At 69.2% G+C, this 25,197-nt stretch carries 21 protein-coding genes; 17 read left to right on the forward strand and 4 right to left on the reverse strand.

Translation table 11 applies throughout. From position 1 onward, the window contains the following. Positions 1 to 146 precede the first annotated feature (146 nt). Positions 147 to 827 carry an ATP-dependent Clp protease proteolytic subunit gene (locus tag ABT057_RS39075; RefSeq protein WP_175524988.1) on the forward strand — a complete coding sequence of 227 codons (681 nt, stop codon included), beginning with the start codon at positions 147 to 149 and terminating at the stop codon, positions 825 to 827. 180 nt (positions 828 to 1,007) lie between these two features. Continuing rightward, positions 1,008 to 2,297 carry an ATP-dependent Clp protease ATP-binding subunit ClpX gene (gene clpX, locus ABT057_RS39080; RefSeq protein WP_352348677.1) on the forward strand — a complete coding sequence of 430 codons (1,290 nt, stop codon included), beginning with the start codon at positions 1,008 to 1,010 and terminating at the stop codon, positions 2,295 to 2,297. A 69-nt stretch (positions 2,298 to 2,366) separates the two neighbouring features. Here the strand turns inward: clpX and ABT057_RS39085 are convergent, their stop codons facing one another. Continuing rightward, complete coding sequence (locus ABT057_RS39085) at positions 2,367 to 3,326, reverse strand: hypothetical protein (protein WP_352348678.1); 960 nt, start codon at positions 3,324 to 3,326, stop codon at positions 2,367 to 2,369. Between the two features lie 136 nt (positions 3,327 to 3,462). On the opposite strand from ABT057_RS39085, the gene ABT057_RS39090 reads away from it, so the two are divergent. The 13 genes from ABT057_RS39090 (at position 3,463) to ABT057_RS39150 (ending at position 20,708) form a co-directional block, all read left to right on the forward strand. Next, the gene (locus ABT057_RS39090; protein WP_352348679.1) at positions 3,463 to 6,087 is read left to right on the forward strand and encodes a valine--tRNA ligase; all 2,625 of its coding nucleotides are present in this window, start codon (positions 3,463 to 3,465) and stop codon (positions 6,085 to 6,087) included. An 83-nt stretch (positions 6,088 to 6,170) separates the two neighbouring features. Further along, the gene (gene folC / locus ABT057_RS39095) at positions 6,171 to 7,673 is read left to right on the forward strand and encodes a bifunctional tetrahydrofolate synthase/dihydrofolate synthase (RefSeq protein ID WP_352348680.1); all 1,503 of its coding nucleotides are present in this window, start codon (positions 6,171 to 6,173) and stop codon (positions 7,671 to 7,673) included. Between the two features lie 11 nt (positions 7,674 to 7,684). Further along, complete coding sequence (locus ABT057_RS39100) at positions 7,685 to 8,023, forward strand: DUF4233 domain-containing protein (protein WP_352348681.1); 339 nt, start codon at positions 7,685 to 7,687, stop codon at positions 8,021 to 8,023. A 120-nt stretch (positions 8,024 to 8,143) separates the two neighbouring features. Continuing rightward, a complete protein-coding gene (gene ndk / locus ABT057_RS39105) occupies positions 8,144 to 8,557 on the forward strand; it encodes a nucleoside-diphosphate kinase (RefSeq protein WP_352348682.1) in 414 nt (137 codons plus the stop codon). 225 nt (positions 8,558 to 8,782) lie between these two features. Continuing rightward, a complete protein-coding gene (locus ABT057_RS39110; RefSeq protein ID WP_020127820.1) occupies positions 8,783 to 9,802 on the forward strand; it encodes a rod shape-determining protein in 1,020 nt (339 codons plus the stop codon). Between the two features lie 169 nt (positions 9,803 to 9,971). After that, a complete protein-coding gene (mreC, locus tag ABT057_RS39115; protein WP_352348683.1) occupies positions 9,972 to 10,907 on the forward strand; it encodes a rod shape-determining protein MreC in 936 nt (311 codons plus the stop codon). 14 nt (positions 10,908 to 10,921) lie between these two features. Further along, on the forward strand, positions 10,922 to 11,593 hold the full coding sequence (gene mreD, locus ABT057_RS39120) for a rod shape-determining protein MreD (protein ID WP_352348684.1): 672 nt from the start codon (positions 10,922 to 10,924) through the stop codon (positions 11,591 to 11,593). Positions 11,594 to 11,679: 86 nt separating this feature from the next. Then, positions 11,680 to 13,935: a penicillin-binding protein 2 gene (gene mrdA / locus ABT057_RS39125; RefSeq protein ID WP_352348685.1), complete on the forward strand. Its 2,256-nt coding sequence runs from the start codon at positions 11,680 to 11,682 to the stop codon at positions 13,933 to 13,935. Then, complete coding sequence (rodA, locus tag ABT057_RS39130) at positions 13,932 to 15,131, forward strand: rod shape-determining protein RodA (protein WP_352348686.1); 1,200 nt, start codon at positions 13,932 to 13,934, stop codon at positions 15,129 to 15,131. Before mrdA ends, rodA begins: the two co-directional genes overlap by 4 nt. Before the next feature lie 93 nt (positions 15,132 to 15,224). Then, positions 15,225 to 16,730: a CYTH and CHAD domain-containing protein gene (locus ABT057_RS39135; protein ID WP_352348687.1), complete on the forward strand. Its 1,506-nt coding sequence runs from the start codon at positions 15,225 to 15,227 to the stop codon at positions 16,728 to 16,730. Between the two features lie 191 nt (positions 16,731 to 16,921). Next, on the forward strand, positions 16,922 to 18,862 hold the full coding sequence (locus ABT057_RS39140; RefSeq protein WP_352348688.1) for a TIGR03960 family B12-binding radical SAM protein: 1,941 nt from the start codon (positions 16,922 to 16,924) through the stop codon (positions 18,860 to 18,862). A gap of 51 nt (positions 18,863 to 18,913) precedes the next feature. Next, the gene (locus ABT057_RS39145) at positions 18,914 to 19,729 is read left to right on the forward strand and encodes a S1 RNA-binding domain-containing protein (protein ID WP_352348689.1); all 816 of its coding nucleotides are present in this window, start codon (positions 18,914 to 18,916) and stop codon (positions 19,727 to 19,729) included. 418 nt (positions 19,730 to 20,147) lie between these two features. Beyond that, the gene (locus tag ABT057_RS39150; protein WP_352348690.1) at positions 20,148 to 20,708 is read left to right on the forward strand and encodes an RICIN domain-containing protein; all 561 of its coding nucleotides are present in this window, start codon (positions 20,148 to 20,150) and stop codon (positions 20,706 to 20,708) included. A 154-nt stretch (positions 20,709 to 20,862) separates the two neighbouring features. On the opposite strand, the gene ABT057_RS39155 is transcribed toward ABT057_RS39150, so the two are convergent. The 3 genes from ABT057_RS39155 to arsM all read right to left on the reverse strand — a co-directional run bounded on the left by ABT057_RS39155 (position 20,863) and on the right by arsM (position 23,970). Further along, complete coding sequence (locus ABT057_RS39155; RefSeq protein WP_352348691.1) at positions 20,863 to 22,314, reverse strand: MFS transporter; 1,452 nt, start codon at positions 22,312 to 22,314, stop codon at positions 20,863 to 20,865. 92 nt (positions 22,315 to 22,406) lie between these two features. Further along, positions 22,407 to 22,952, reverse strand: a complete 546-nt coding sequence (locus ABT057_RS39160) for a TetR/AcrR family transcriptional regulator (protein ID WP_352348692.1) — start codon at positions 22,950 to 22,952, stop codon at positions 22,407 to 22,409. 115 nt (positions 22,953 to 23,067) lie between these two features. Then, on the reverse strand, positions 23,068 to 23,970 hold the full coding sequence (gene arsM / locus ABT057_RS39165) for an arsenite methyltransferase (RefSeq protein WP_352348693.1): 903 nt from the start codon (positions 23,968 to 23,970) through the stop codon (positions 23,068 to 23,070). A 104-nt stretch (positions 23,971 to 24,074) separates the two neighbouring features. Here arsM and ABT057_RS39170 point away from each other — a divergent pair, with 104 nt between their 5' ends. Together ABT057_RS39170 and ABT057_RS39175 are read left to right on the forward strand one after the other, a co-directional pair. After that, entirely contained in the window at positions 24,075 to 24,452 is a 378-nt protein-coding gene (locus ABT057_RS39170; RefSeq protein WP_352348694.1) for an ArsR/SmtB family transcription factor, read from the forward strand. Beyond that, complete coding sequence (locus ABT057_RS39175) at positions 24,449 to 25,195, forward strand: aquaporin (RefSeq protein ID WP_352348695.1); 747 nt, start codon at positions 24,449 to 24,451, stop codon at positions 25,193 to 25,195. Before ABT057_RS39170 ends, ABT057_RS39175 begins: the two co-directional genes overlap by 4 nt. Positions 25,196 to 25,197 lie beyond the last annotated feature (2 nt).

Here is a 25,197-nt window from a genome sequence, read left to right on the forward strand (position 1 = left end):
CCCCGGCGGGCCCCTCAGGACCCCGTAGGGAGCCAGAGGGACCTTCGGAGCCCCTGAGGACCCGCACAGCCCGCCGTGACCCACCAGCCGTCAGAGTCCCGCCCGCCCCCAAGACCACCGCCCCAATCTCTTCTCCAGGAGACACCGTGAACGACTTCCCCGGCAGCGGCCTCTACGCCCGCACGGAGGCCGAGTACACCGGCCCCCGCGCCGAGTCCCGCTACGTCATCCCGCGCTTCGTCGAGCGCACCTCCCAGGGCATCCGCGAGTACGACCCGTACGCGAAGCTCTTCGAGGAGCGCGTGATCTTCCTCGGTGTGCAGATCGACGACGCCTCCGCCAACGACGTCATGGCGCAGCTGCTGTGCCTGGAGTCGATGGACCCCGACCGGGACATCTCGGTCTACATCAACAGCCCCGGCGGTTCCTTCACCGCGCTGACGGCGATCTACGACACGATGCAGTTCGTGAAGCCCGACATCCAGACGGTCTGCATGGGCCAGGCGGCCTCGGCCGCCGCGATCCTGCTGGCCGCCGGCACCCCGGGCAAGCGCATGGCCCTGCCGAACGCGCGCGTTCTGATCCACCAGCCGTACAGTGAGACGGGCCGCGGTCAGGTCTCCGACCTGGAGATCGCCGCCAACGAGATCCTCCGGATGCGCGCGCAGCTGGAGGAGATGCTGGCCAAGCACTCGACCACGCCGATCGAGAAGATCCGCGAGGACATCGAGCGCGACAAGATCCTCACGGCCGAGGACGCCCTGTCGTACGGCCTGATCGACCAGATCATCTCCACCCGGAAGATGAACAACAACTCTCTGCGTTGACGCTCCGGGCCCTCCCGTCCGTACCCCTTGGCACGGTGTGACACGGTCCACGTGGAAGTGAACCGTGCCAAGGGGGGCCCGAACGGGGGTCCCGGCAAGGTACCGTCGGAATAAGGCAGCACCAGGAGCCGCTGGATTCGAAAGCGTCCAGGCGTCTCCCAGGCGAAGGGGAAGCACACCGTGGCACGCATCGGTGACGGCGGCGATCTGCTCAAGTGCTCGTTCTGCGGCAAGAGCCAGAAGCAGGTCAAGAAGCTCATCGCAGGGCCCGGTGTGTACATCTGCGACGAGTGCATCGATCTCTGCAACGAGATCATCGAGGAAGAGCTCGCGGAGACGAGCGAGGTCCGCTGGGAGGAACTCCCGAAGCCTCGCGAGATCTACGAGTTCCTCGAGGGCTACGTGGTCGGCCAGGAGGCCGCCAAGAAGGCACTGTCGGTCGCGGTGTACAACCACTACAAGCGGGTCCAGGCCGGCGAGAACGGCGGCGGCCAGAGCCGCGAGGACGCCATCGAGTTGGCGAAGTCCAACATCCTCCTGCTCGGCCCCACGGGCTCGGGCAAGACCCTCCTCGCACAGACCCTCGCGCGGATGCTGAACGTGCCGTTCGCCATCGCCGACGCCACGGCCCTCACCGAGGCGGGGTACGTGGGCGAGGACGTCGAGAACATCCTGCTGAAGCTGATCCAGGCGGCCGACTACGACGTCAAGAAGGCCGAGACCGGGATCATCTACATCGACGAGATCGACAAGGTCGCGAGGAAGAGTGAGAACCCCTCCATCACGCGCGACGTCAGCGGCGAGGGTGTACAGCAGGCCCTGCTGAAGATCCTGGAGGGCACCACCGCCTCCGTCCCGCCGCAGGGCGGCCGCAAGCACCCGCACCAGGAGTTCATCCAGATCGACACGACGAACGTCCTGTTCATCGTGGGCGGTGCCTTCGCCGGTCTGGAGAAGATCATCGAGTCCCGGGCCGGCGCCAAGGGCATCGGCTTCGGCGCGACGATCCGCTCGAAGCGCGAGCTGGAGGCCAAGGACCAGTTCGAGGACGTCATGCCCGAGGACCTGGTCAAGTTCGGCATGATCCCGGAGTTCATCGGCCGGCTGCCCGTCATCACCTCGGTCCACAACCTGGACCGCGAGGCCCTGCTCCAGATCCTCGTCGAGCCGCGCAACGCGCTGGTCAAGCAGTACCAGCGCCTGTTCGAACTCGACGGCGTGGAGCTGGACTTCGAGCGGGAGGCCCTGGAGGCCATCGCCGACCAGGCCATCCTCCGCCAGACCGGCGCGCGCGGCCTGCGCGCCATCATGGAGGAGGTCCTGATGTCGGTGATGTACGAGGTCCCGTCCCGCAAGGACGTGGCCCGCGTGGTCATCACCGCCGACGTCGTCCACTCCAACGTCAACCCGACCCTGATCCCGCGTGACGCCCGGGGCGGCCGCGGCCCGGGCGAGCAGAAGACGGCGTAACCGAAGCACAGCACCGCGAAGGGGCCCCGGTCGACCGACCGGGGCCCCTTCGTCGTCCGCGCGCGAGCGTCACGCCTTGACGCGCACGTCGTTGCGGACCTTCGCGGTCAGGTCCGCCGCCTCGTCGAGCGACGTGCTCTTGCCCGCGGTCAGCGCGGCCAGGTCGTACGACAGGACGTAGCTCAGCGTGCTGTGGTCACCCCAGACGCAGACCGGCATCGTGACGGTCGTGCCGCTCTCGGTGGTCTGGATCTCCTGGCACTTCATGACGCCGTTCGCGAACCCGGCGGGCTTGAACTCCTTGGGGGTGCCCACGAGCTTGCCCTCTGAGGAGTCGGATCCGCTCTCGGACTCCTTCTTCATCTGGGCGAACAGCGCGTCCACCACCTTCTCCGGGTCGTCGATGGTGCCGTAGACGCCGGAGAACATCACGTTCTTCGCGGTGAGGCCCTCGCCCGCCGTGTAACCGGCGCTGACGTCCTTGGGGTTCTGCACGCCCCAGGACTCGGCGTCCTTGACGTCGTCCTCGGTGAGACCGTCGCTCGCGTCGGCGCCGCCCTTCTTGTACTGCCCGTCGAGGATCGTCGCGGGCGCCGACAGCTTGTGCGCGCCGTCGTCGGTGATGCCCGAGCCCCCGGCGGAGCCACCCCCGCCGATCACGAAGTACGCGCCCACGCCGATCGCCACGACCACCGCGACCGCGCCGAGGACGATGCCGGCCTTCTTGCCGCCGCCTCCGCTCGGAGCGGGCGGCTGCGGAGCGCCGTAGGGGGCCTGGCCGTACGGCGGTTGCTGGCCGTAGGCGACGGTCGGGGGCTGCGGAGCGCCGTAGGGGTTGGGCTGCGGAGCGCCCTGGGGGGCCTGCGCCGGGTAGCCGTAGCCGGGCTGCGGGGGCGCGGGCTGCTGGGGGTAGCCGTAGCCGGGCTGGGGTGCCTGCGGCGGCTGGCCGTACGGGCCGGGCTGGGGGGCACCGTACGGTCCGGGCTGCTGGGGCTGCCCGCCGTACGGGCCCGGCTGGTTGTGACTCATCTCTGGGTTCCCCTCCAGATGCTTATGTGATTTTCACATCCTGGCTTAAACCCAACCGCCGCCGAGCGCCGGGGACCCGACCGTTACAGAGGAAACACGTTTCGGGACGGCCCCGTGACACCCCTAAACTGGGCCCGTGACCGAGAACGCTCAGCAGCAGCCATCAGCGCCCCACACCGAACTGCCGACCCAGTACGCGCCGGCCGACGTAGAGGGGCCGCTGTACGAGCGCTGGGTGGAGCGCGGTTACTTCGAGGCGGACGAGAAGAGCGACAAGCCGCCCTACACCATCGTCATCCCGCCGCCGAACGTCACCGGCAGCCTGCACCTCGGGCACGCCTTCGAGCACACCCTCATCGACGCCCTCACCCGCCGCAAGCGCATGCACGGCTTCGAGACGCTGTGGCAGCCCGGCATGGACCACGCCGGCATCGCCACGCAGAACGTCGTCGAGCGCGAGCTGGGCAAGGAGGGCAAGTCCCGCCACGACCTGGGCCGCGAGGCGTTCGTCGAGCGCGTCTGGCAGTGGAAGGCCGAGTCCGGCGGCCAGATCTCCGGGCAGATGCGGCGCCTCGGTGACGGCGTCGCCTGGTCCCGCGAGCGGTTCACCATGGACGAGGGTCTGTCCCAGGCCGTCCAGACCATCTTCAAGCGGCTCTACGACGACGAGTTGATCTACCGCGCCGAGCGCATCATCAACTGGTGCCCGCGCTGTCTCACCGCCATCTCGGACATCGAGGTGGAGTACCAGGACGACGACGGCGAGCTCGTCTCCATGAAGTACGGCGAGGGCGACGACACCATCGTCGTCGCCACCACCCGTGCCGAGACGATGCTCGGTGACACCGCCGTCGCCGTCCACCCCGACGACGAGCGCTACAAGCACCTGGTCGGCAAGGAGATCCGCCTGCCGCTGACCGACCGCTCCATCCCGGTCGTCGCGGACACCCACGTCGATCCGGAGTTCGGCACGGGCGCCGTCAAGGTCACCCCGGCCCACGACCCGAACGACTTCGAGATCGGCCAGCGCCACAACCTGCCGTCGCTCACCATCATGGACGAGCACGCGGTCATCACGGCCCACGGCCCCTTCCAGGGCCTGGACCGCCTCGAGGCCCGCTCCGCCATCGTCGCCGCGCTGCGCGCCGAGGGCCGGATCGTCGCCGAGAAGCGGCCCTACGTCCACTCCGTCGGCCACTGCTCGCGCTGCAAGACCACCATCGAGCCGCGGCTGTCCATGCAGTGGTGGGTCAAGGTCGGCCCGCTCGCCAAGGCCGCCGGCGACGCCGTCCGCGACGGCCGCGTCAAGATCCACCCGCAGGAGATGGAGAAGCGGTACTTCGACTGGGTCGACAACCTCCACGACTGGTGCATCTCGCGGCAGTTGTGGTGGGGCCACCGCATCCCCGTCTGGTACGGCCCGAACGGCGAGGTCGTCTGCGTCGGTCCCGACGACGAGGCCCCCGTCGGCGAGGGCTGGCGTCAGGACACCGACGTCCTCGACACCTGGTTCTCCTCCGGCCTGTGGCCGTTCTCCACGCTCGGCTGGCCCGAACAGACCGAGTCGCTCGCGAAGTTCTACCCGAACTCCGTCCTGGTCACCGGTTACGACATCCTCTTCTTCTGGGTCGCCCGGATGATGATGTTCGGCCTCTACGCGATGGACGGCACCCCGCCGTTCCACACCATCGCCCTGCACGGCATGGTCCGCGACCAGTTCGGCAAGAAGATGTCGAAGTCCTTCGGCAACGCGGTCAACCCGCTGGACTGGATGGACAAGTACGGCTCCGACGCGCTCCGGTTCACCCTGGCGCGCGGCGCCAACCCCGGCGTCGACGTCCCGATCGGCGAGGACTGGGTCCAGGGCTCCCGCAACTTCGCCAACAAGATCTGGAACGCCACGCGCTTCGCGCTGATGAACGGCGCCACGGTGGACGGCCCGCTGCCGGAGGCGTCCGCCATGTCGGCGACCGACCGCTGGATCCTCTCCCGGCTGAACTCCGTCGTCGCCGAAGTCGACGCGTTCTACGAGGACTTCCAGTTCGCCAAGCTCTCCGACGCGCTGTTCCACTTCGCCTGGGACGAGGTCTTCGACTGGTACGTCGAACTGTCCAAGACCACCTTCCAGGCGGGCGGCGCGGCGGCCGAGGCCAGCAAGCGCGTCCTCGGCGAGGTCCTCGACGTCACCCTCAAGCTGCTGCACCCGGTGGTCCCGTTCGTCACGGAGACCCTGTGGACCACCCTGACGGGCGGTGAGTCGGTCGTCATCGCCGAGTGGCCGACCGACAGTGGCTTCCGGGACGCGGCGGCGGAGAAGGAGATCGAGACCCTCCAGTCCGTCATCACCGAGGTCCGCCGCTTCCGCGCCGACCAGGGCCTGCAGCCGGGCCAGCGCGTCCCGGCCCGCCTGACCCTCGACGGCACGGCGCTCGCCCCGCACGAGGCGGCCATCCGCCAGCTGCTCCGTCTCCAGCCGGAGGGCGAGGACTTCTCGGCGACGGCCACCCTCCCGGTCGCCGGCGCCACGGTCGCACTGGACCTGTCCGGCACGATCGACGTGGCGGCCGAGCGCAAGCGGCTCGCGAAGGACCTGGCGGCCGCGCAGAAGGAACGCCAGCAGGCGGACGCCAAGCTCGGCAACGAGGCGTTCCTGGCGAAGGCCCCGGACAACGTGGTCGAGAAGATCCGCACCCGCCTCGCCAAGGCGGACGAGGACATCGCCCGCATCCAGGCCCAGCTGGAGCGCCTGCCCCAGGCATAGCCGTCCCCACGTCGGCGAAGGCCCCGGAACATGGTTCCGGGGCCTTCGCCCGCTCTGTCGGTCCTCCTCCGTAGACTGGCTCCGTGAGCGACAGCGACCCCTTCGATGACAGCGACCCCTTCGACGAGATCATCGAGGCAGAGACCGACCGAGACCCCGATCTCGCGGTCATCGAGGCAGGCAGCCGTACCCTGCGAACCCAGGGCGGCCGGCCCACCGCGGACGTGCCGACGCGCCCCGAGGACCCCGAGGTCGACAAGGCCCTGCGCGAGGTCGAGGCGGAACTCGCCTCCCGCTGGGGCGAGACCAAACTGGAGCCGTCCGTCACCCGCATCGCCGCGCTGATGGACCTCCTGGGCGAGCCGCAGCGGTCGTACCCCTCGATCCACATCACCGGCACCAACGGCAAGACCTCCACCGCCCGCATGATCGAGGCCCTGCTCGGCTCCTTCGAGCTGCGCACCGGCCGCTACACCTCGCCCCACGTGCAGTCCGTCACCGAGCGGATCAGCCTCGACGGGGCGCCGATCTCGGCCGAGCGGTTCATCGAGACCTACCAGGACATCAAGCCGTACATCGAGATGGTCGACGGGCAGCAGGAGTTCCGGCTGTCCTTCTTCGAGGTGCTGACCGGCATGGCGTACGCCGCCTTCGCGGACGCGCCGGTCGACGTCGCCGTCGTGGAAGTGGGCATGGGCGGCACCTGGGACGCCACCAACGTGATCGACGGTGACGTCGCCGTCGTCACGCCCATCGACCTCGACCACACCGACCGGCTGGGCGAGACGCCGGGCGAGATCGCCGGCGAGAAGGGCGGGATCATCAAGCAGGACGCGACGGTCATCCTGTCCCAGCAGCCGGTCGACGCCGCCCAGGTGCTGCTGAAGAAGGCCGTCGAGGTCGACGCGACCGTGGCCCGGGAAGGGCTGGAGTTCGGGGTCGTCGCCCGGCAGGTGGCCGTCGGCGGGCAGCTGGTCACCCTGCGCGGACTCGGCGGCGAGTACCCCGAGGTCTACCTCCCGCTGCACGGCGCGCACCAGGCGCACAACGCGGCTGTCGCGCTCGCCGCCGTCGAGGCGTTCTTCGGCGTCGGCTCCCAGCGGCCCGAGCCGCTCGACATCGACACCGTCCGCAAGGCGTTCGCGGCCGTGTCCTCGCCGGGCCGGCTGGAGGTCGTCCGGCGCTCGCCGACGATCGTCCTGGACGCCGCCCACAACCCGGCCGGCGCCCGCGTGACCGCCGACGCCATCGGGGAGGCGTTCGACTTCAGCCGGCTCATCGGGGTCGTCGGCGCGAGTGGCGACAAGAACGTACGAGGGCTCCTCGAGGCCTTCGAACCGATCTTCGCCGAGGTCGTCGTCACCCAGAACTCCACCCAGCGCGCCATGGACTCCGACGAGCTGGCCGCGATCGCCGTGGAGATCTTCGGCGACGAGCGCGTCCAGGTCGAGCCGCGGCTGCCCGACGCCCTGGAGGCGGCGATCACGCTCGCCGAGGAGGAGGGCGAGTTCGCCGGCGGCGGTGTGCTGGTCACCGGATCCGTCATCACGGTCGGCGAGGCCCGGCTGCTCCTCGGGAAGGGCTGAGGTCGAAGTAGATGCGTACGCTGTGTTCCTCCACCCTGATCGGCGAGTTCTTCGTCATCGGCTTCGCCGGTCTGGTCGCCATGAAGGACCCCGACCTGGCCATGTCCACGGTGTGGACGGTGTGCGGGGTCGCGATGTTCCTCAGCGTGCTGCTGTGCGGTGTGGTCACCCGGCCGGGGGGCGTCGCCCTCGGCTGGGCGCTGCAGATCGCGCTGGTCGCGTCCGGGTTCTTCGTTCCGATGATGTTCGTCGTCGGGGTGCTCTTCGCGGGCCTGTGGTGGGCCTCGGTGCACTACGGACGCAAGGTCGACGAGGCGAAGGCGAGATTCGCCGCCCAGGCCGGGAGCTGACGGGGCCTGTCACCGCTGACGGTGTGTGACAGGTGCACGGACACGCCCTGTAATCTCGTCCCACCGCACCCCGGCAGTAATGCACATCAGCAGCACATCAGCAGTCGTAAGGAGCCCCTCGTGAGCCAGCGCACCCTCGTCCTGCTCAAGCCCGACGCGGTCCGTCGTGGCCTGACCGGCGAGATCATCAGCCGAATCGAGCGCAAGGCCGGCTGGCAGATCACCGCGCTGGAGCTGCGCACCCTGGACCAGGACACGCTGGAGCAGCACTACGGCGAGCACCAGGGCAAGCCGTTCTACGAGCCGCTGGTGGAGTTCATGGCGTCCGGTCCGGTCGTCGCGCTGATCGTCGAGGGCGAGCGGGTCATCGAGGGCGTGCGCGCGCTCGCCGGCCCGACCGACCCGATCGCAGCGGCGCCCGGCTCCATCCGCGGCGACTACGGCGTGATCGTCCGTGAGAACCTGATCCACGCCTCCGACTCCGAGGAGTCCGCGGAGCGCGAGGTCAAGCTGTTCTTCCCCGGGCGTGCCTGACGGCCCCAGTTGTGTCAACCGGGCGTTCGAGGGAACGTCATTCCCCGAACGCCCGTCTCCAGAAGCGAACCCACACAGCATCTGCTGACAATGGCCAGGACCCTTCCGCAGGGTCCGAGAAGGCGCGTCTACGATGGAAGCCTTCACGTCACAGCACCCACACGCCCGACCTGATAAGCCCTCAAAGCTCAAGGGAAGGCCAGTCGAATCCTGATGGGGAACTCAATGTCGTTCATCGGCCGTGACATGGCTGTCGACCTCGGGACCGCCAACACGCTGGTGTACGTCAGGGGTCGCGGGATCGTACTCAACGAGCCGTCCGTCGTCGCGATCAACACCAACACCGGTGGCATCCTCGCGGTCGGCGCCGAAGCGAAGAAGATGATCGGGCGGACCCCGGGCAACATCGTTGCCGTGCGGCCGCTGAAGGACGGCGTGATCGCCGACTTCGAGATCACCGAGCGGATGCTCCGCTACTTCATCCTGAAGATCCACAAGCGGCGGTATCTCGCTCGTCCGCGGGTCGTCGTCTGTGTGCCCTCGGGCATCACGGGCGTCGAGCGCCGTGCCGTCATCGAGGCGTCGACCCAGGCCGGCGCCCGCCAGGTGCACATCATCGAGGAGCCCATGGCCGCGGCCATCGGATCCGGCCTGCCGGTCCACGAGGCCACGGGCAACATGGTGGTGGACATCGGCGGCGGCACCACGGAGGTCGCGGTCATCTCGCTCGGCGGCATCGTCACTGCCCAGTCCATCCGTGTCGCCGGCGACGAGCTGGACAACGCGATCATCCAGCACATCAAGAAGGAGTACAGCCTTCTCCTGGGTGAGCGGACGGCCGAGCAGATCAAGATCACGATCGGTTCCGCGTACGACCTCGACGACGACCAGCACACCGAAATCCGTGGCCGAGACCTCGTCTCCGGACTGCCCAAGACCGTCGTCATCTCGGCCGCCGAGGTACGCAAGGCGATCGAGGAGCCGGTCAACGCGATCGTCGACGCAGTGAAGACCACCCTCGACAAGTGTCCGCCCGAGCTGTCCGGCGACATCATGGACCGCGGAATCGTGCTGACCGGCGGTGGCGCGCTGCTGCGCGGTCTGGACGAGCGGCTGCGCCGGGAGACCGGCATGCCGATCCACATCGCGGAGGACCCGCTGGACAGCGTGGCGCTCGGCTCCGGCAAGTGCGTCGAGGAGTTCGAGGCGCTCCAGCAGGTTCTGGACGCCGCCCCGCGCAGATGACGTAACGCTTCGGTTCCGCCGTACGGGATGATCTCCTCTCGTACGGCGGATCGTTGATATTCCGGCATAGGCTCCCACAAAGCGCCCTTGGCCATCCTGGCCCGGGGCTACCCGATTTCCTGCATTCCGGTAACTGTTTTCCTATCGAGGAAGGGCACGGCCGCCGCACGTGAGGGACACACGAGAGAGCCGGCTGCTCCTGGTGCTGCTGATCGCCGTCGCGTTCGCGCTGATCACGGTGGACATCCGCGGCGGCGAGGACTCCCCGGTCGACGGTGCCCGGCAGGCCGCGGCCGCGGTCTTCGGCCCGATCGAGGACGGTGTGTCGTCGGCGGTGAACCCCGTCGGCAACGCCGTCTCCGCGGTCCGCGACTCCGGTGAGCGCCACGACCGGCTGGCACAGCTGGAGAAGGAGAACGCGGCCCTCAAGGCGAAGCTCGGCAGCGACGACCGCACCCGCAGCCGGCTGGCCCAGCTCGACAAGATGCTGAGGATCGCGGGCGAGGGCCAGTACGGCATCAAGGGCGCCGAGGTCATCGCGATAGGAGCGGCCCAGGGCTTCTCCTGGACGATCACCATCGACGCCGGCGCGAGCGAGGGCATCAAGCGCGACATGACCGTCCTCAACGGCGACGGGCTGGTGGGCCGGGTGACGACCGTCGGCCCGCACACCGCGACCGTACTCCTCGCCAACGACCCCGACTTCACCGTCGGCACCCGGATGGAGGGCAACGACGAACTGGGCTTCGCCTCCGGGCAGGGCGACCGCCCGCTGCGCGTCGAACTCCTCAACGGCAAGGCGGACGTGAAGAAGGGCGACCGGCTGGTCACCTTCGGTTCGCAGGCCGACAAGCCGTTCGTGCCGGGCGTCCCGGTCGGCGTGGTCTCCCGGGTCGACCCCTCCGGCGGCGACCTCACCCGCACCCTCTACGTCACCCCGTACGTCAGCTTCACCAAACTCGACGTCGTCGGCGTGGTCGTCGAGGCGCCGAAGAAGGACCCGCGAGACACCGTGCTCCCGGCCAAGCCCAAGCCGGTCCCGACCCCGACGGTCACCGTCACCGTGACCCCGAACGCCGACGGCCAGCAGCAAGAGCAGCAGTAGGAGCTGACAACCCCATGCGCGTCAACCGGATCCTGCTCTCCGTCCCGCTGGTGGTGGTCGCCCTGGTGGTCCAGGTGAGCGTCCTCGCCCGCCTCCACCTCCCGGGTGCCGTCCCCGACCTCCTCCTGCTCACCGTCCTCGGCCTCGCCATGGTCTACGGCCATGTCGGCGGCGCCCTCATCGGCTTCGGCGCCGGCCTGCTCGCCGACCTCGCCCCGCCGGCCGACCACGCGGCCGGCCGCTACGCCCTCGTCCTGTGTGTCATCGGCTACCTCGCCGGGCTTGTCAAGCCGGAGACCGGCCAGATCAAGTCGGCCACCGGCCCGATGGTCGTGGTGGTCGCCGCGGCGATCGGCTCCACCCTGCTGTACGCCGGCGTGGGCGCCCTCGTCGGCGACACGGCGGCCCGTCATGTCGGCCTCCCCGGGCTGCTGTTCTCAGCCGCGCTGTACGACCTGCTGCTCGCCCCGTTCGTCGTCCCCGGCGTGATGTACCTGGCCCGGCGCGCCGAGAACGATCCGCTGGCGGAGACCGGCTCCGCGTCCAAGGCGTCGGACATCTCCTCCGGCTGGCTGTCCTCCGGGACGGGCCTGCGGATCGGCGGCCAGCGCGGCGGCCTGAAGCTGCGGGCGGCCAAGTCCCGGGCGACCCGGGCGGGGCGCATCAAGGGGGTCAAGCGGCTGTGAGAGCACTGCCGTCGGGCCTCACAGGTCTTTCGTATATGACTCGTACACACATCTGTGCGCACATCTGAGAGGGGGAGGCAGCCGCAGTGACCAACATTCCCGAAACCGGTCGGACCCCACGGGTCCAGATCCGGCTGGTCGTGATCCAGATCCTCGTCCTCTCCCTCCTCGGCACCCTCGGCGGCCGTCTCTGGTACCTCCAGATCCGGGAGGGCGCGGAGTACGCCAAGGAGGCGTCCGGCAACCACGTCCAGCAGGTCGTCGAGCCCGCCGTACGCGGCTCGATCCTGGACGCGCGCGGAGTGCCCCTCGCGGACAACGAGACGCGGCTGGTGGTCTCCGCCTCCCGCACGGACCTGCTGAAGCAGCCCGACGACGGCAAGGCGGTCCTGACCAAGCTCGCGGGCGTCCTCGGCATGGACGCCACGGAGGTCCTGCAGAAGGTCCGCCTGTGCGACGCGAAGACCCCCCAGCCCTGCTGGAACGGCTCGCCTTACCAGCCGATCCCCATCACCGACGAGGCCACCGCCAAGCAGGCCCTGCAGATCCGGGAGCGCGCCGAGGACTTCCCCGGCATCACCGCCGAGCCGGAGGCCGTGCGCCGCTACCCCGCCCCCGGCAAGTCCAACACCGCCCAGGTCCTCGGCTACCTCTCGCCGGTCACCGACGAGGAGATCACCAAGGCCCAGGACACCGAATCGCCGTATCTGCGCTCCGACCAGGTCGGCCGCTCCGGCCTCGAGCGGGAGTACGACAAGGAGCTGCGCGGCAAGGCGGGTGTCACCCGCTACGAGGTCGACAACCTCGGCCGGGTCATCGGCCAGGCCGAGGCGGAGGCGGCCGAGCCCGGCTCCAACCTCGTCACGAGCATCGACTCCCGTGTCCAGCGGGTCGCCGAGTACGAGCTGAACAACGCGATGAAGGTCGCCCGCCAGCAGTTCGACAAGATCACCGGCGAGAACTACAAGGCCGACTCCGGCGCGGTCGTCGTGATGGAGGCCAAGACCGGCCGGATCGTCGCCATGGCCTCCGCCCCGACCTACGACCCGAACGTGTGGGTGGGCGGCATCTCCGCCAAGGACTACAGGAAGCTCACCGGCAAGAACTCCGACTACCCGCTGCTCAACCGGGCCATACAGGGTCAGTCCGCGCCCGGTTCGACCTTCAAGGTGGTCTCCACGGCCGCCGCGGTCGAGGCCGGTTACGTCTGGGACGGCGGCTACCCGTGCACCAGCTCGTACTCGGTGGGCGGCCAGGTCTTCAAGAACTTCGAGGGGGAGAACTTCGGCCCGATCTCGCTCGGCCGGGCGCTCGAGGTCTCCTGCGACACCGTCTTCTACGGCCTCGCCGACCGGGAGTGGAAGAAGGACGGCGGCATCAACCCCAAGAAGGGCGAGCCCAAGGACTACTTCTACAAGGCCGCGCACCAGTTCGGCCTCGGCAAGGAGACCGGCATCGACCTGCCGAACGAGGTCACCGGCCGCGTCCCGGACCGCCAGTGGAAGGAGGCCTACTGGAAGGCCAACAAGGCCGGCTGGTGCAAGACGGGCAAGAAGGACGGCACCTACGTCGAGAAGATCGCCTACGAGAACTGCCTCGAAGGCAACAAGATGCGCGAGGGCGACTCGATCAACTACTCCATCGGCCAGGGCGACACCCTCGTCACGCCGATCCAGGAGGCCGTGATCTACGGCGCCCTCGCCAACGGCGGCACCATGTACCAGCCGAGCATCGGCAAGGCGATCCTCAGCGCCGACGGCAAGACCGTCCAGGAGATCAAGCCCAGGTCCACGGGCAAGCTGCCGGTCAGCAAGACGACGCTCAAGGGCATGGACGAGGCCCTGGAGGGTGTGGTCACCCGGGGTACCGCCGCGTGGAAGTTCGGCGGCTGGCCGCAGGACAAGATCCCGCTGCACGCCAAGACCGGTACCGCCGAGGTCTACGGCAAGCAGACCACGTCCTGGCTCGCCACCTACAGCAAGGACTACACGGTCATCATGACCATCGCCCAGGCCGGTACCGGTTCGGGCGCCTCGGGTGAGGCCGTGCGCCACATCTACAACGCCCTCTACGGCGTCTCCGACGGCGGCACGATCGACAAGAAGAACGCCCTGCTGCCCACCCCGCAGAAGGGCCTGCCGAAGATCCAGACCGACGGCACCATCAAGTCCCCCAAGATCGACAAGGACCCGGCCAAGGAGCAGCGCGCGAGCCAGGAGTCCGCGCCGCAGCCGGACGAGTCGCAGCCGGCCGGCACCACCCAGCAGAACACCACCAACCAGAACACCCGCAGACGGCCCCGCAGGACCCGCAGGAAGGGAACCCGGAGGTCACTCGCATGACCGGCGCCAACACCTTCTCCGTCTCCGGATACGGGCCCGAGCGGGCCGGCTGGACCCGGGTCTTCGCCCGGGACTCGCTGGCCCGCCGGCTGGACTGGCCGATGCTGCTGTCGGCGATCGCGCTCTCCCTGATCGGCTCGGTGCTGGTCTACTCGGCCACCCGCAACCGCACCGAGATCAACCAGGGCGACCCGTACTACTTCCTGATCCGGCATCTGATGAACACCGGCATCGGGCTCGCCCTGATGATCGGCACGGTCTGGCTCGGCCACCGCACCCTGCGCAACGCGGTACCGGTCCTCTACGGCCTCTCCCTCATGGGCATCCTGGCGGTGCTGACCCCGCTGGGCTCGACCGTCAACGGCGCGCACTCCTGGATCGTGCTCGGCGGCGGCTTCTCCCTCCAGCCCTCGGAGTTCGTGAAGATCACGATCATCCTGGGCATGGCGATGCTGCTGGCGGCGCGGGTCGACGCGGGCGACAAGACGTACCCGGACCACCGCACGGTCGTCCAGGCCCTCGGCCTCGCCGCCGTCCCGATGCTGATCGTGATGCTGATGCCCGACCTCGGGTCGGTCATGGTGATGGTGATGATCGTGCTGGGCGTGCTGCTCGCCTCCGGCGCCTCCAACCGCTGGGTCTTCGGGATCCTCGGCGCGGGAACGGCCGGCGCGGTCGCCGTCTGGCAGCTGCACATCCTGGACGAGTACCAGATCGCCCGCTTCGCCGCCTTCGCCAACCCCAGCCTCGACCCGGCCGGCGTCGGCTACAACACCAACCAGGCGCGCATCGCGATCGGTTCCGGCGGCCTCACCGGGGCCGGCCTGTTCCACGGTTCGCAGACCACCGGCCAGTTCGTCCCCGAGCAGCAGACGGACTTCGTCTTCACGGTCGCCGGCGAGGAGCTCGGCTTCGTCGGCGCGGGACTGATCATCCTGCTGCTCGGCGTGATCCTGTGGCGCTCCTGCCGCATCGCCCGCGAGACGACCGAGCTGTACGGCACGATCGTCGCCGCGGGAATCGTGGCGTGGTTCGCGTTCCAGGCGTTCGAGAACATCGGCATGACCCTCGGGATCATGCCGGTGACCGGTCTGCCCCTCCCGTTCGTGTCGTACGGCGGCTCGTCGATGTTCGCGGTGTGGGTGGCGGTGGGACTGCTGCAGTCGATCCGGGTCCAGCGGCCGATGTCGGCGTAGACCGCCCGCGGGCGGCTGTTTTCCGCACGTTCGTCGATGATTCAACGGAAGTTGACACTGCCGTCCGGGCTCGAGTGCGACTAGATTCATTTCATGGCGGAGACGAAACGCGAGATCGAGCGCAAGTACGAATCCGACGACAGCGGGCTGCCCGACCTGACCGGCGTCGCCGGAGTGGCGAGTGTCCTCGACAAGGGCACCATGGATCTGGACGCGACCTACCACGACACGTCCGACCTGCGCCTGGCAGCCGCGGCGATCACCCTGCGCCGCCGCACCGGAGGCTCCGACGCGGGCTGGCACCTGAAACTCCCGGTCGGCCCGGGCGTCCGGGACGAGATCCGGGCCCCGCTCTCCGACACCGTCCCCGGCGAACTCGCCGCACTGGTGCGCTCCCGGGTCCGCGAGGGCCAGTTGGTACCCGTGATCCGGCTGCGCTCCGGACGGGACGTGCGCGACCTCCTCGACGCCGAGGGCCGGCTGCTCGCCGAGGTCAGCGTGGACACCGTCCGCGCGGAGCGGCTGTTCGGCGGAGAAGGCCACGCGCAGTGGACCGAGATCGAGGTGGAGCTGGCCGACGGCGGCGACCCGGCCTTCCTCGACAAGGTGGAGAAACGGCTGCGCAAGGCAGGCGTACGACCGTCGAAGTCGCCGTCGAAGCTGGCGCGGGGGCTCGCGGAGACCAAGGGCGGGCACCCCCGGCCCAAGGACCACGGGCCGGCCGAGCCCGTCACGGCCGGCGACCACATCCTGGCCTACGTCCGCGCCCAGCGGGACGCGATCGTCGAGCTGGACCCGGCCGTGCGCCAGGACGCCGAGGAGTCGGTGCACGACATGCGGGTCGCCACCCGCCGGCTGCGCAGCACCTTCCGTTCCTTCCGCACCGTCCTCGACCGCGAGGTCACCGACCCGATCGGCGTCGAGCTGAAGTGGCTGGCCGGGGAACTGGGCGTCGGCCGCGACCACGAGGTGCTGGCCGAACGCCTCACCGCGGCGCTCGACGACCTGCCCGCCACGCTGGTCTCCGGTCCCGTCCACGACCGGCTGCGCACCTGGGCCAAGGCCGGGGAACGCGGCTCCCGCCGCCGGCTGATCGGCGTGCTCGACTCCGAGCGCTATCTGACACTCCTCGACCGCCTGGACGCCGTGGCCGCGGATCCGCCCCTGCGGAAGGCGGCGGCCCGCAAACCGGAGAAGGTGCTCGCCGAAGCCGTCCGCAAGGACTTCGCGAAGGTCTCCGCGCTGGTCGAAGAGGCCGTCGGGCAGCCGCCCGGCACCGACCGCGACCTCGCGCTGCACGAGGCCCGCAAGAAGGCCAAGCGGACCCGCTACGCGGCCGAGACGGCCCGCCCCGCCCTCGGCGGTGCGGCCAAGGACCTGGTGAAGTCGATGAAGTCGCTGCAGAGCCTGCTCGGCGACCACCAGGACAGCGTCATGGCCCGGACGACCCTGCGCGAGCTGTCCGCCGTGGCCCACGCGGCGGGCGAGAGCGCCTTCACCTACGGCGTGCTGTACGCGCGTGAGGAACGGCGTGCGGAGCGGGTGGAGGAGACCGTGCCGGGGGAGTGGAAGAAGACCAGCGACTCGATGGACGTCTAGGGCGTGTTTCGAAAGTAGCGTCGCCAGGCAGGCGGGACTTTCGAAACACGCCCCAGGGCTCCGGTACCGGAGCCCGGCCGGGGCTCGTGCGGGCGGGGGAGCCGGCTGGGCGCGTTACGCTAGATGGTCACCCCTGTCAGTCAGCACTGTCAGCCAGCCCTGTCAGCTCAGCTCACGAAGGTAACGCCGCGATGTCTGTCGAGTCGGTCTTCCCACAGCTCGAAGCCTTGCTCCCGCACGTGCAGAAGCCGATCCAGTACGTCGGAGGCGAGCTCAACTCCACGGTCAAGCCCTGGGAGTCGTGCGACGTCCGCTGGGCGCTCATGTACCCGGACGCCTACGAGGTCGGCCTGCCCAACCAGGGCGTCATGATCCTCTACGAGGTGCTGAACGAGCAGGAGGGCGTCCTCGCCGAGCGCACCTACAGCGTCTGGCCGGACCTGGAGGCGCTGATGCGGGAGCACGGCGTCCCGCAGTTCACGGTGGACAGCCACCGCCCGGTGAAGGCGTTCGACGTGTTCGGCCTGTCCTTCTCCACCGAGCTCGGCTACACCAACATGCTGACCGCCCTGGACCTGGCCGGCATCCCGCTGGAGTCCCGGGACCGCACACTCGACGACCCGATCGTCCTCGCGGGCGGCCACGCGGCCTTCAACCCCGAGCCGATCGCCGACTTCATCGACGCGGCGGTCATCGGCGACGGCGAGCAGGCCGTGCTCGACATGACCCGGATCATCAAGGAGTGGAAGGCCGAGGGCCGCCCCGGCGGCCGCGAGGAGGTCCTCTTCCGCCTCGCGAAGACGGGCGGGTTCTACATCCCGGCGTTCTACGACGTCGAGTACCTTCCCGACGGCCGTATCGCCCGCGTGGTCCCCAACAAGTCGGGCGTCCCGTGGCGGGTCTCCAAGCACACCGTCATGGACCTCGACGAGTGGCCCTACCCCAAGCAGCCCCTGGTCCCGCTCGCCGAGACCGTCCACGAGCGCATGTCGGTGGAGATCTTCCGCGGCTGCACGCGCGGCTGCCGCTTCTGCCAGGCCGGCATGATCACCCGCCCGGTCCGCGAGCGCTCCATCACGGGCATCGGCGACATGGTCGAGAAGGGCCTGAAGGCGACCGGCTTCGAGGAGGTCGGCCTCCTCTCCCTGTCCTCCGCGGACCACTCGGAGATCGGTGACATCGCCAAGGGCCTGGCCGACCGCTACGAAGAGGACAAGATCGGCCTGTCCCTCCCCTCCACCCGTGTCGACGCCTTCAACGTCGACCTCGCGAACGAGCTGACGAGGAACGGCCGCCGCTCCGGCCTCACCTTCGCGCCCGAAGGCGGCTCGGAACGCATGCGCAAGGTCATCAACAAGATGGTCTCGGAGGAGGACCTGATCAGGACGGTCGCGACGGCCTACGGCAACGGCTGGCGCCAGGTGAAGCTGTACTTCATGTGCGGCCTGCCGACGGAGACCGACGAGGACGTCCTGCAGATCGCCGACATGGCGATGAACGTCATCCAGAAGGGCCGCGAGGTCTCCCGCTCCAACGACATCCGCTGCACGGTCTCCATCGGCGGCTTCGTCCCCAAGCCCCACACCCCCTTCCAGTGGGCCCCGCAGCTCTCGGCGGAGGAGACGGACGCCCGCCTCGAAAAGCTCCGGGACAAGATCCGCGGCGACAAGAAGTACGGCCGCTCCATCGGCTTCCGCTACCACGACGGCAAGCCCGGCATCGTCGAGGGCCTGCTCTCCCGCGGCGACCGCCGCATCGGTGCCGTCATCCGCGCGGTCTACGAGGACGGCGGCCGCTTCGACGGCTGGCGCGAGCACTTCTCCTACGACCGCTGGATGGCCTGCGCCGACAAGGCCCTCGCACCCTTCGGCGTGGACGTCGACTGGTACACCACCCGCGAGCGCGGCTACGAGGAGGTCCTGCCCTGGGACCACCTGGACTCCGGCCTCGACAAGGACTGGCTCTGGGAGGACTGGCAGGACGCCCTCGACGAGACAGAGGTCGAGGACTGCCGCTGGACGCCTTGCTTCGATTGCGGGGTGTGTCCCGCGATGGACACCACGATCCAAATCGGCCCGACGGGCAGGAAGTTGCTGCCGCTGACGGTGAAGAGCGCGACTCCGGCGGGCTGAAGCGGGGGAGGGCGGGAGCGGGTCTAGCTTCCTTGTGGGAGCCTGAGCGCCATGGGGGAAGCGTCGGCTGATGAGGCCGTCAGGAGGTTTCTGGCAGCGATCCGTGTTGGTGATCTCTGTACTGGGACGGTCGCGGAGATCACTCGTTCCGGGGTCTCGGTGATCCTGGACGGCTACGTGGCGCGCCCGCTCGGGGTGGTGGGGTCGTTGGACGCTTCCTGGCGCCGGCGTCCTGCCGAGGTCGCGGTGGTCGGGCAGCGGATCACCGCCGAGGTGATCGCCGTTGATCCGGATGCGGGTCGGGTACGGCTGTCGATGGCGGCCACCGAGAACCCGGAACTCTGGGCATTCCTCAAGCGGCTTCGTTGCGGTGAGATCCTGGCCGGCACGGTGGCGGCGATCGAGCGGTTCGGCGTGTTCGTGGCGCTGGACGAGGGTCCTGACCATCCGGTCTATCCCGGCGTCGGCTTCATCACGCATCCCGAGCTGTCCTGGCGGCGTTTTGAGGCGGCGTCAGAGGTCGTTGAGATCGGCGAGCGCGTGTCGTGCGAGTTCCTGCAGTTCGACACCTGGAACGGGGAGGCCCGGCTGTCCTTGCGGGCGATGCAGCCCGACCCCTTTACGGTGTGCGCGGACGGCCTCGCGGTGGGCCGGACACTGCGTGGGCGGGTGACCAAGCTGGTCCCGTTCGGCGTCTTCGTCCAGGTGGCGGATGGGGTTGAGGGCCTGGTCCCGCTGCCCGAGCTCAGCGCGGAGCCCGTGAGCGTTCCGGACGGCGTTGTGCAGATCGGCGATGAGGTCTCGGTCATGGTCACGGACGTCGACCGACAGCGACGCAGGCTGACCCTGTCCCGGCGGCGCGCCTGAGGGCTACTGGCAACAGCGGCGGAAGGCGCTGGCGTCGACGGTCAGGAAGAGCGCTTCCACCAGCTGAACCGGGGGAGCGGGGTGAGTGAGGCGTTGCAGATGCGGTGGCCGCAGCGTTCGGGGCGCTCGGGGTTCTGAAGGTGCGGCGGTGACGGACGACCACGCGCTGGATCCGGCGGATTTCGCGTCACCTATTGGAAGCCGACCCAGCCGGCGCGGCGGTGTTCCAGGGCTGATACCGGTGATCAGCTGCACGGTTCCGGACTGCGCAATATCCCGATAACTGACCGCACTTTGAAGACAGCGTTGAGTTCAGGGACTGCATAGCATCATTGCTGACCACGGCGAGCAAGATAACAGCGGGTCAGCGGGTCCATCGCGGTTTCTGTAAAGCGGCTGCCGGCGGAAGGAATTTGACATGACCTATGCGGAGAGCTCCGATATGGGGCAGGTGGAAGGGGTGGGTGGCGCTAAGACGCGTACCCGGACCTCGTTCCTGGGGCGTTTCGCGATCCGCGGATGGGTGACGGCTCTCGCTCTCGGGCTGTCCCTGGGGCTCTCGTTCGTGAGTGCGGGTCCCGCGTCCGCATACGTCGGGCAGAACTTCCTGCGCAACTGGCAGACCGGGCGCTGCCTGGACAGCAACCACAACGGCGAGGTGTACACGCTTCCTTGCCAGCAGGGAAACGACTACCAAACCTGGGAGCCGGTCTTCGTTGCGCACTATTTCTATGACGTGGTCGAGGTGCACAACAAAGCAACCGGACTGTGCCTGTACCTGACCGCACAGAACCAACTTGCCACCTCCAACTGCAATAATTCCAGCAACGCTCTCTGGATCGCTGCCGGATCTTGGGACGTTTTGCAGCTCCAGAGCTTCTTCAACAGCACCCAATGCCTGGACAGCAATGCCGCCGGATCCGCCTATGTACTCGGCTGCAACGGCGGTGGGTACCAGAACTGGAGGCTGGGCTACTAGCCTCGATCCTGGATGAGCGTCCGTCGGCTTGCTGACAGGGCAGAGCAGGCACGGCGCCGGTGATCATGTGGTCGTCGAGACCCATGAGAACCGAGCGGGACCGTGCCTGCCCGAACATCGTCGCCCATCCCCCCGTGCTGGGCGGTGTCGTGGCTCAGGCGGAGATGCCGCTTTCCGTCTGTTGCTTCTGCTTCGTGTGCCCCGCGGTGGGTGTTGACCGGGTGGGGGCGGGCCGGCGCAGGGTGAGGGCGATTCCGACGCCGAGGAGGGTGAGGGCGGCGGCGGTGAATCCTGCGGTGCGCAGGCCGGGGACGAGGTCGGGGCCGGTGGTGGTGTGGACGCCGGAGTTGGCGACGGCGACCAGGATGGCCAGGCCGACGGCGGAGCCGATCTGCTGGGTGGTGGAGGCCATGGCGGAGGCGATGCCCTGGTGGTGGGCGTCGACTCCGGTTCCGGCGGCGACGAACATCGCGGTCCAGGCGATGCCCTGGCCGAGGCTGAGCAGGACGACGCCGGGCAGCAGGGCCGGGTAGCTGCCGCCGGGGGACATCGCCAGGGCGAGGACGGCCATGCCGACGGCGCCCAGGAGCATGCCGGTGATGATGGTGGTGCGGGTGCCCGCCTTGCCGAGCAGCTTCTCACTGAGCTTGCTGCCGGCCATGCCGACCAGTGCGGCGGGCAGGAAGGCCAGGCCGGTGGCCAGGGCGCCGTAGCCGCGGACGTTCTGCAGGTAGACGGTGAAGAAGTAGTACTGGGCGCCGAAGGTGCCCATGAAGACGAAGGTGATGCCCATGGCGGCGACCAGGCTGCGGTTGCGGAACAGGCGCAGTGGCATCAGGGGGTGGGTGGTGCGGGCCTCGATGAGCAGGAAGAGCCCGATGAACAGGATGCCGGCCAGGAGTGCGGCGAGGGTCTGGGTGGAGGTCCAGCCGGCTTCGGGGCCCTGGACGACGGCGAAGACGAGGGCGGTGAAGCCGACGGTTGCGGTCAGGGAGCCGGTCAGGTCGAAGCTGCGGCCGCGCTCGCGCCGCGCGTCCTTGGGGATGATGGCGAAGGCCGCGGCGGATGCGCCCAGGGCGAGGGGGACGTTGACGTAGAAGACGGCTTCCCAGCCGAGGTAGTTGGTCAGGATGCCGCCCAGGAGGGAGCCGAGTGCCAGGCCGACGGCTCCGGCGGCGCCCCAGATCGCGAGCGCCCGGTTGCGGGCGGTGCCTTCGGTGAAGGTGGTGGCGATGAGGGAGAGGGTGGCGGGCAGCAGGAGGGCGCCGCCGAGACCCTGGACCGCGCGGGCGGCCACGAGGAGTCCGGGGTCGGTGGCGAGTCCGCCGGCCAGGGAGGACAGGCCGTAGAGGGTGAGGGCGGTGGCGAACATGCGGCGTTGTCCGAGGAGGTCGGCGGCGCGGCCGCCCAGCAGTAGGAAGCCGCCGAAGGCGACGGCGTAGCCGCTGACGACCCATTGCAGGCTGTGTGCGTCGAAGCCGACTTCGCGGCCGATCTCCGGCACGGCGACGTAGACGATGTTGTAGTCGATGGCGCTGATGAACTGGGCGAACGCGAGCAGGGCCAGTAGCAGCCCGGTCCCGCGGCGGGGGGAGGGGAACGGCATGGGGGGACAGCCTCTCTTGAGTAAGTGGTTGACCGCTTACATGATGGGTGAAAGAAAGGGGCCGCTCGGGAGCGGCCCGTGGACGCCGTCGGCTAGGCGCGCAGCGTGCGCGCCCAGGGGGAGTCGAGGGAGGCGGCGGCGATCGCCACCATGACGTTGCTGAGCAGGCCGTCGGCGAAGTAGCGGCGGATCTGCCCGTCCGAGGCGCCGGAGACCGCGCGGACGTACTCGACCTGCTTGGCGTAGCAGGTGCGCACCGCCTCGCCGATGACCGGCTCACTCGCGCTGCACTGGGCGTGCATGAGGATCATGAGGACGTCCCGGTCGGCGATGACGTCGTCGTACGAGGCCGTCATCGCCTCCAGGACCGCGTCCGGATCGGTGCTCTGCACCGACGCCGCCGCCGAGGCGGCGGCCTCTCTCAGGCGGTCCGAGCAGTGGTCGACCAGGGCCGCGAACAGCGTCTCCTTGTCCTTGAACAGCCGGTACAGGTACCCCTGTGAGATGCCGGCGGCCTTGGCCACGTCCATCGTCGAGGTCCCGTAGTACCCGCGCTCGGCGAACGCTTTGATCGCCGTGTGCATGACCGTCGCCCGGCGCTCCTCGGCGGTGGAGCGCTGCCGTGTCCTCGATTCCATGAAAGTAATTAACCACTCACATGCGAGGTGCGTCAACCCCGCCGCCGTGATCCTTGGGTCGGCGCGCGCGAGGCCGCGTGATGCGGGGAAGAGCCGCTCACCGTCACCGGCTCGGTCATGTCTGTCGGTTCTGGCAGCCGCAGCCCGATGCCGCCTTCGCGGCGCTGACGCTCGCACCCGGGTCCGCCGGTGTCTCGTCATCGGTGCAGCAGGCGTTCACTCCGCAGCAGGCGTCGGTCGGTGCGGCCGCCTGGGCGCCGGGCTCGGAAGCGGCCGGCTTGGAGGCACGGACGACGGCCGAGTGCATTCCGTCGGCGACGGTGTGCGTCGGCCTGATCTCGATGTCCGTGAATCCCGCGGCTTCCAGTCCCGCGCGGTATTCGGCGAAGGAGAGCGCGCCCGCGATGCATCCCGCGTAGTCACCGCGTTCCGCCCGCCGCTCGGGGGTCAGGGAGTCGTCGGCGACCACGTCGGACACGCCGATCCTGCCGCCGGGCCTGAGCACGCGGTAGGTCTCGGCGAAGACGGCGGCCTTGTCGGTGGACAGGTTGATCACGCAGTTGGAGATCACGACGTCGACGGTGTGCGCGGGCAGGGGGATCGCCTCGATCGTGCCCTTGAGGAACTCCACGTTCGTCGCGCCGGCCTTGTCCGCGTTGGCGATCGCCAGGGCGAGCATCTCGTCGGTCATGTCGACGCCGTACGCCTTGCCGGTGGGGCCGACGCGGCGGGCGGAGAGCAGGACGTCGATACCCCCGCCGGAGCCCAGGTCGAGGACGCGTTCGCCCTCGCGCAGTTCGGCGACGGCGGTCGGGTTTCCGCAGCCGAGGGAGGCGGCCACGGCCTCGGCGGGCAGGGTGTCGCGCTCTTCGGTGGCGTAGAGGGCCGAGCCGAAGTTCTCGTCGACCTCGACGGGCCGGGGCCCGCAACAGGCGGTTGCGCCTTCGGTGACCTGTACGGCTGCCGCCGCATAGCGCTGGCGAACGGTTTCCCGTAGGTCGGTGGTCTGTTCGGACATGTGTCACTCCTGGATGGCTGGGCATGGCGGTGCCCTGAACGGCTTGTATTGACGTTCGTTGATTCAACCTTGCGCCTTGGATTGAAAAACGTCAACATAGAGGCATGTCGAAACAAGAGCTGACGATCCTCGGCCGGGACGCGGACGGCGCCTGCTGCCAGGGGCTGGCCTCGGCGCCGCTGGACGAAGAGCGGGCGGCCGACCTGGCGAAGATCTTCAAGGCGCTGGGCGACCCGGTGCGCCTGAGGCTGATGTCGATGATCGCCTCGCGGGACGGAGGCGAGGTCTGCGTGTGCGAGTTGACGCCGGCCTTCGACCTGGCGCAGCCGACGATCTCCCACCACCTGAAGCTGCTCCGGCAGGCCGGGCTCATCGACTGCGAGCGCCGCGGGACCTGGGTCTACTACTGGGTGTCGCCGGGTGTCCTCGACCGCCTGGCAGGATTCCTGGCCGTGCCGCACTCCGCCAAGGAGCCCGCGTGAGCGCGCCTCTCGGCCGGCGCGTCGCCGCCGAAGGAGTGGGGACGGCCGTACTGGTGGCCGTGGTCGTCGGCTCCGGTGTCCAGGCGACGGAACTCTCACGTGACGTGGGCGTCCAGCTGCTCGCCAACTCGATTTCCACGGTCTTCGGCCTGGGAGTGCTGATCGTGCTCCTCGGGCCGGTCTCCGGCGCGCACTTCAACCCGGCCGTCACCCTCGCGGCATGGTTCGCAGGTCGTCGCGGCGGGGACGGGCCGACACCGCGCGAGGTGATCGCGTACATTCCGGCTCAGATCGCGGGGGCCGTCGGGGGCGCGGTCCTGGCCGACGCGATGTTCGCCGAACCGCTGGTGAAGTGGTCCACCCACGACCGCTCCGCGGGCCATCTGTGGCTGGGGGAGGCCGTCGCCACCGCCGGGCTCGTTCTGCTGATCTTCGGTCTGAACCGGACGGGCCAAGGGCGCTTCGCCGCGGCGGCCGTGGCCTCCTACATCGGGGCCGCGTACTGGTTCACCTCGTCCACGTCCTTCGCCAACCCGGCGGTGACCATCGGCCGGACGTTCACCGACACGTTCGCCGGGATCGCTCCGGCCTCCGTCCTGCCGTTCATCGCCGCTCAACTGGCGGGCGCCGCGGTCGGCCTGGGCCTGGTGGGGCTGCTGTTCGGCTCCGCCGTGCCGTCCGGGACCGCCGCCGCGGTCGCCGTGCCGGACGACGAAACCGAGCTCGCCGCTTCCGCCCCCTGAAT

Origin of the sequence: Streptomyces sp. NPDC002588 (assembly GCF_040295925.1) — a bacterium.
Lineage (GTDB): Bacteria > Actinomycetota > Actinomycetes > Streptomycetales > Streptomycetaceae > Streptomyces.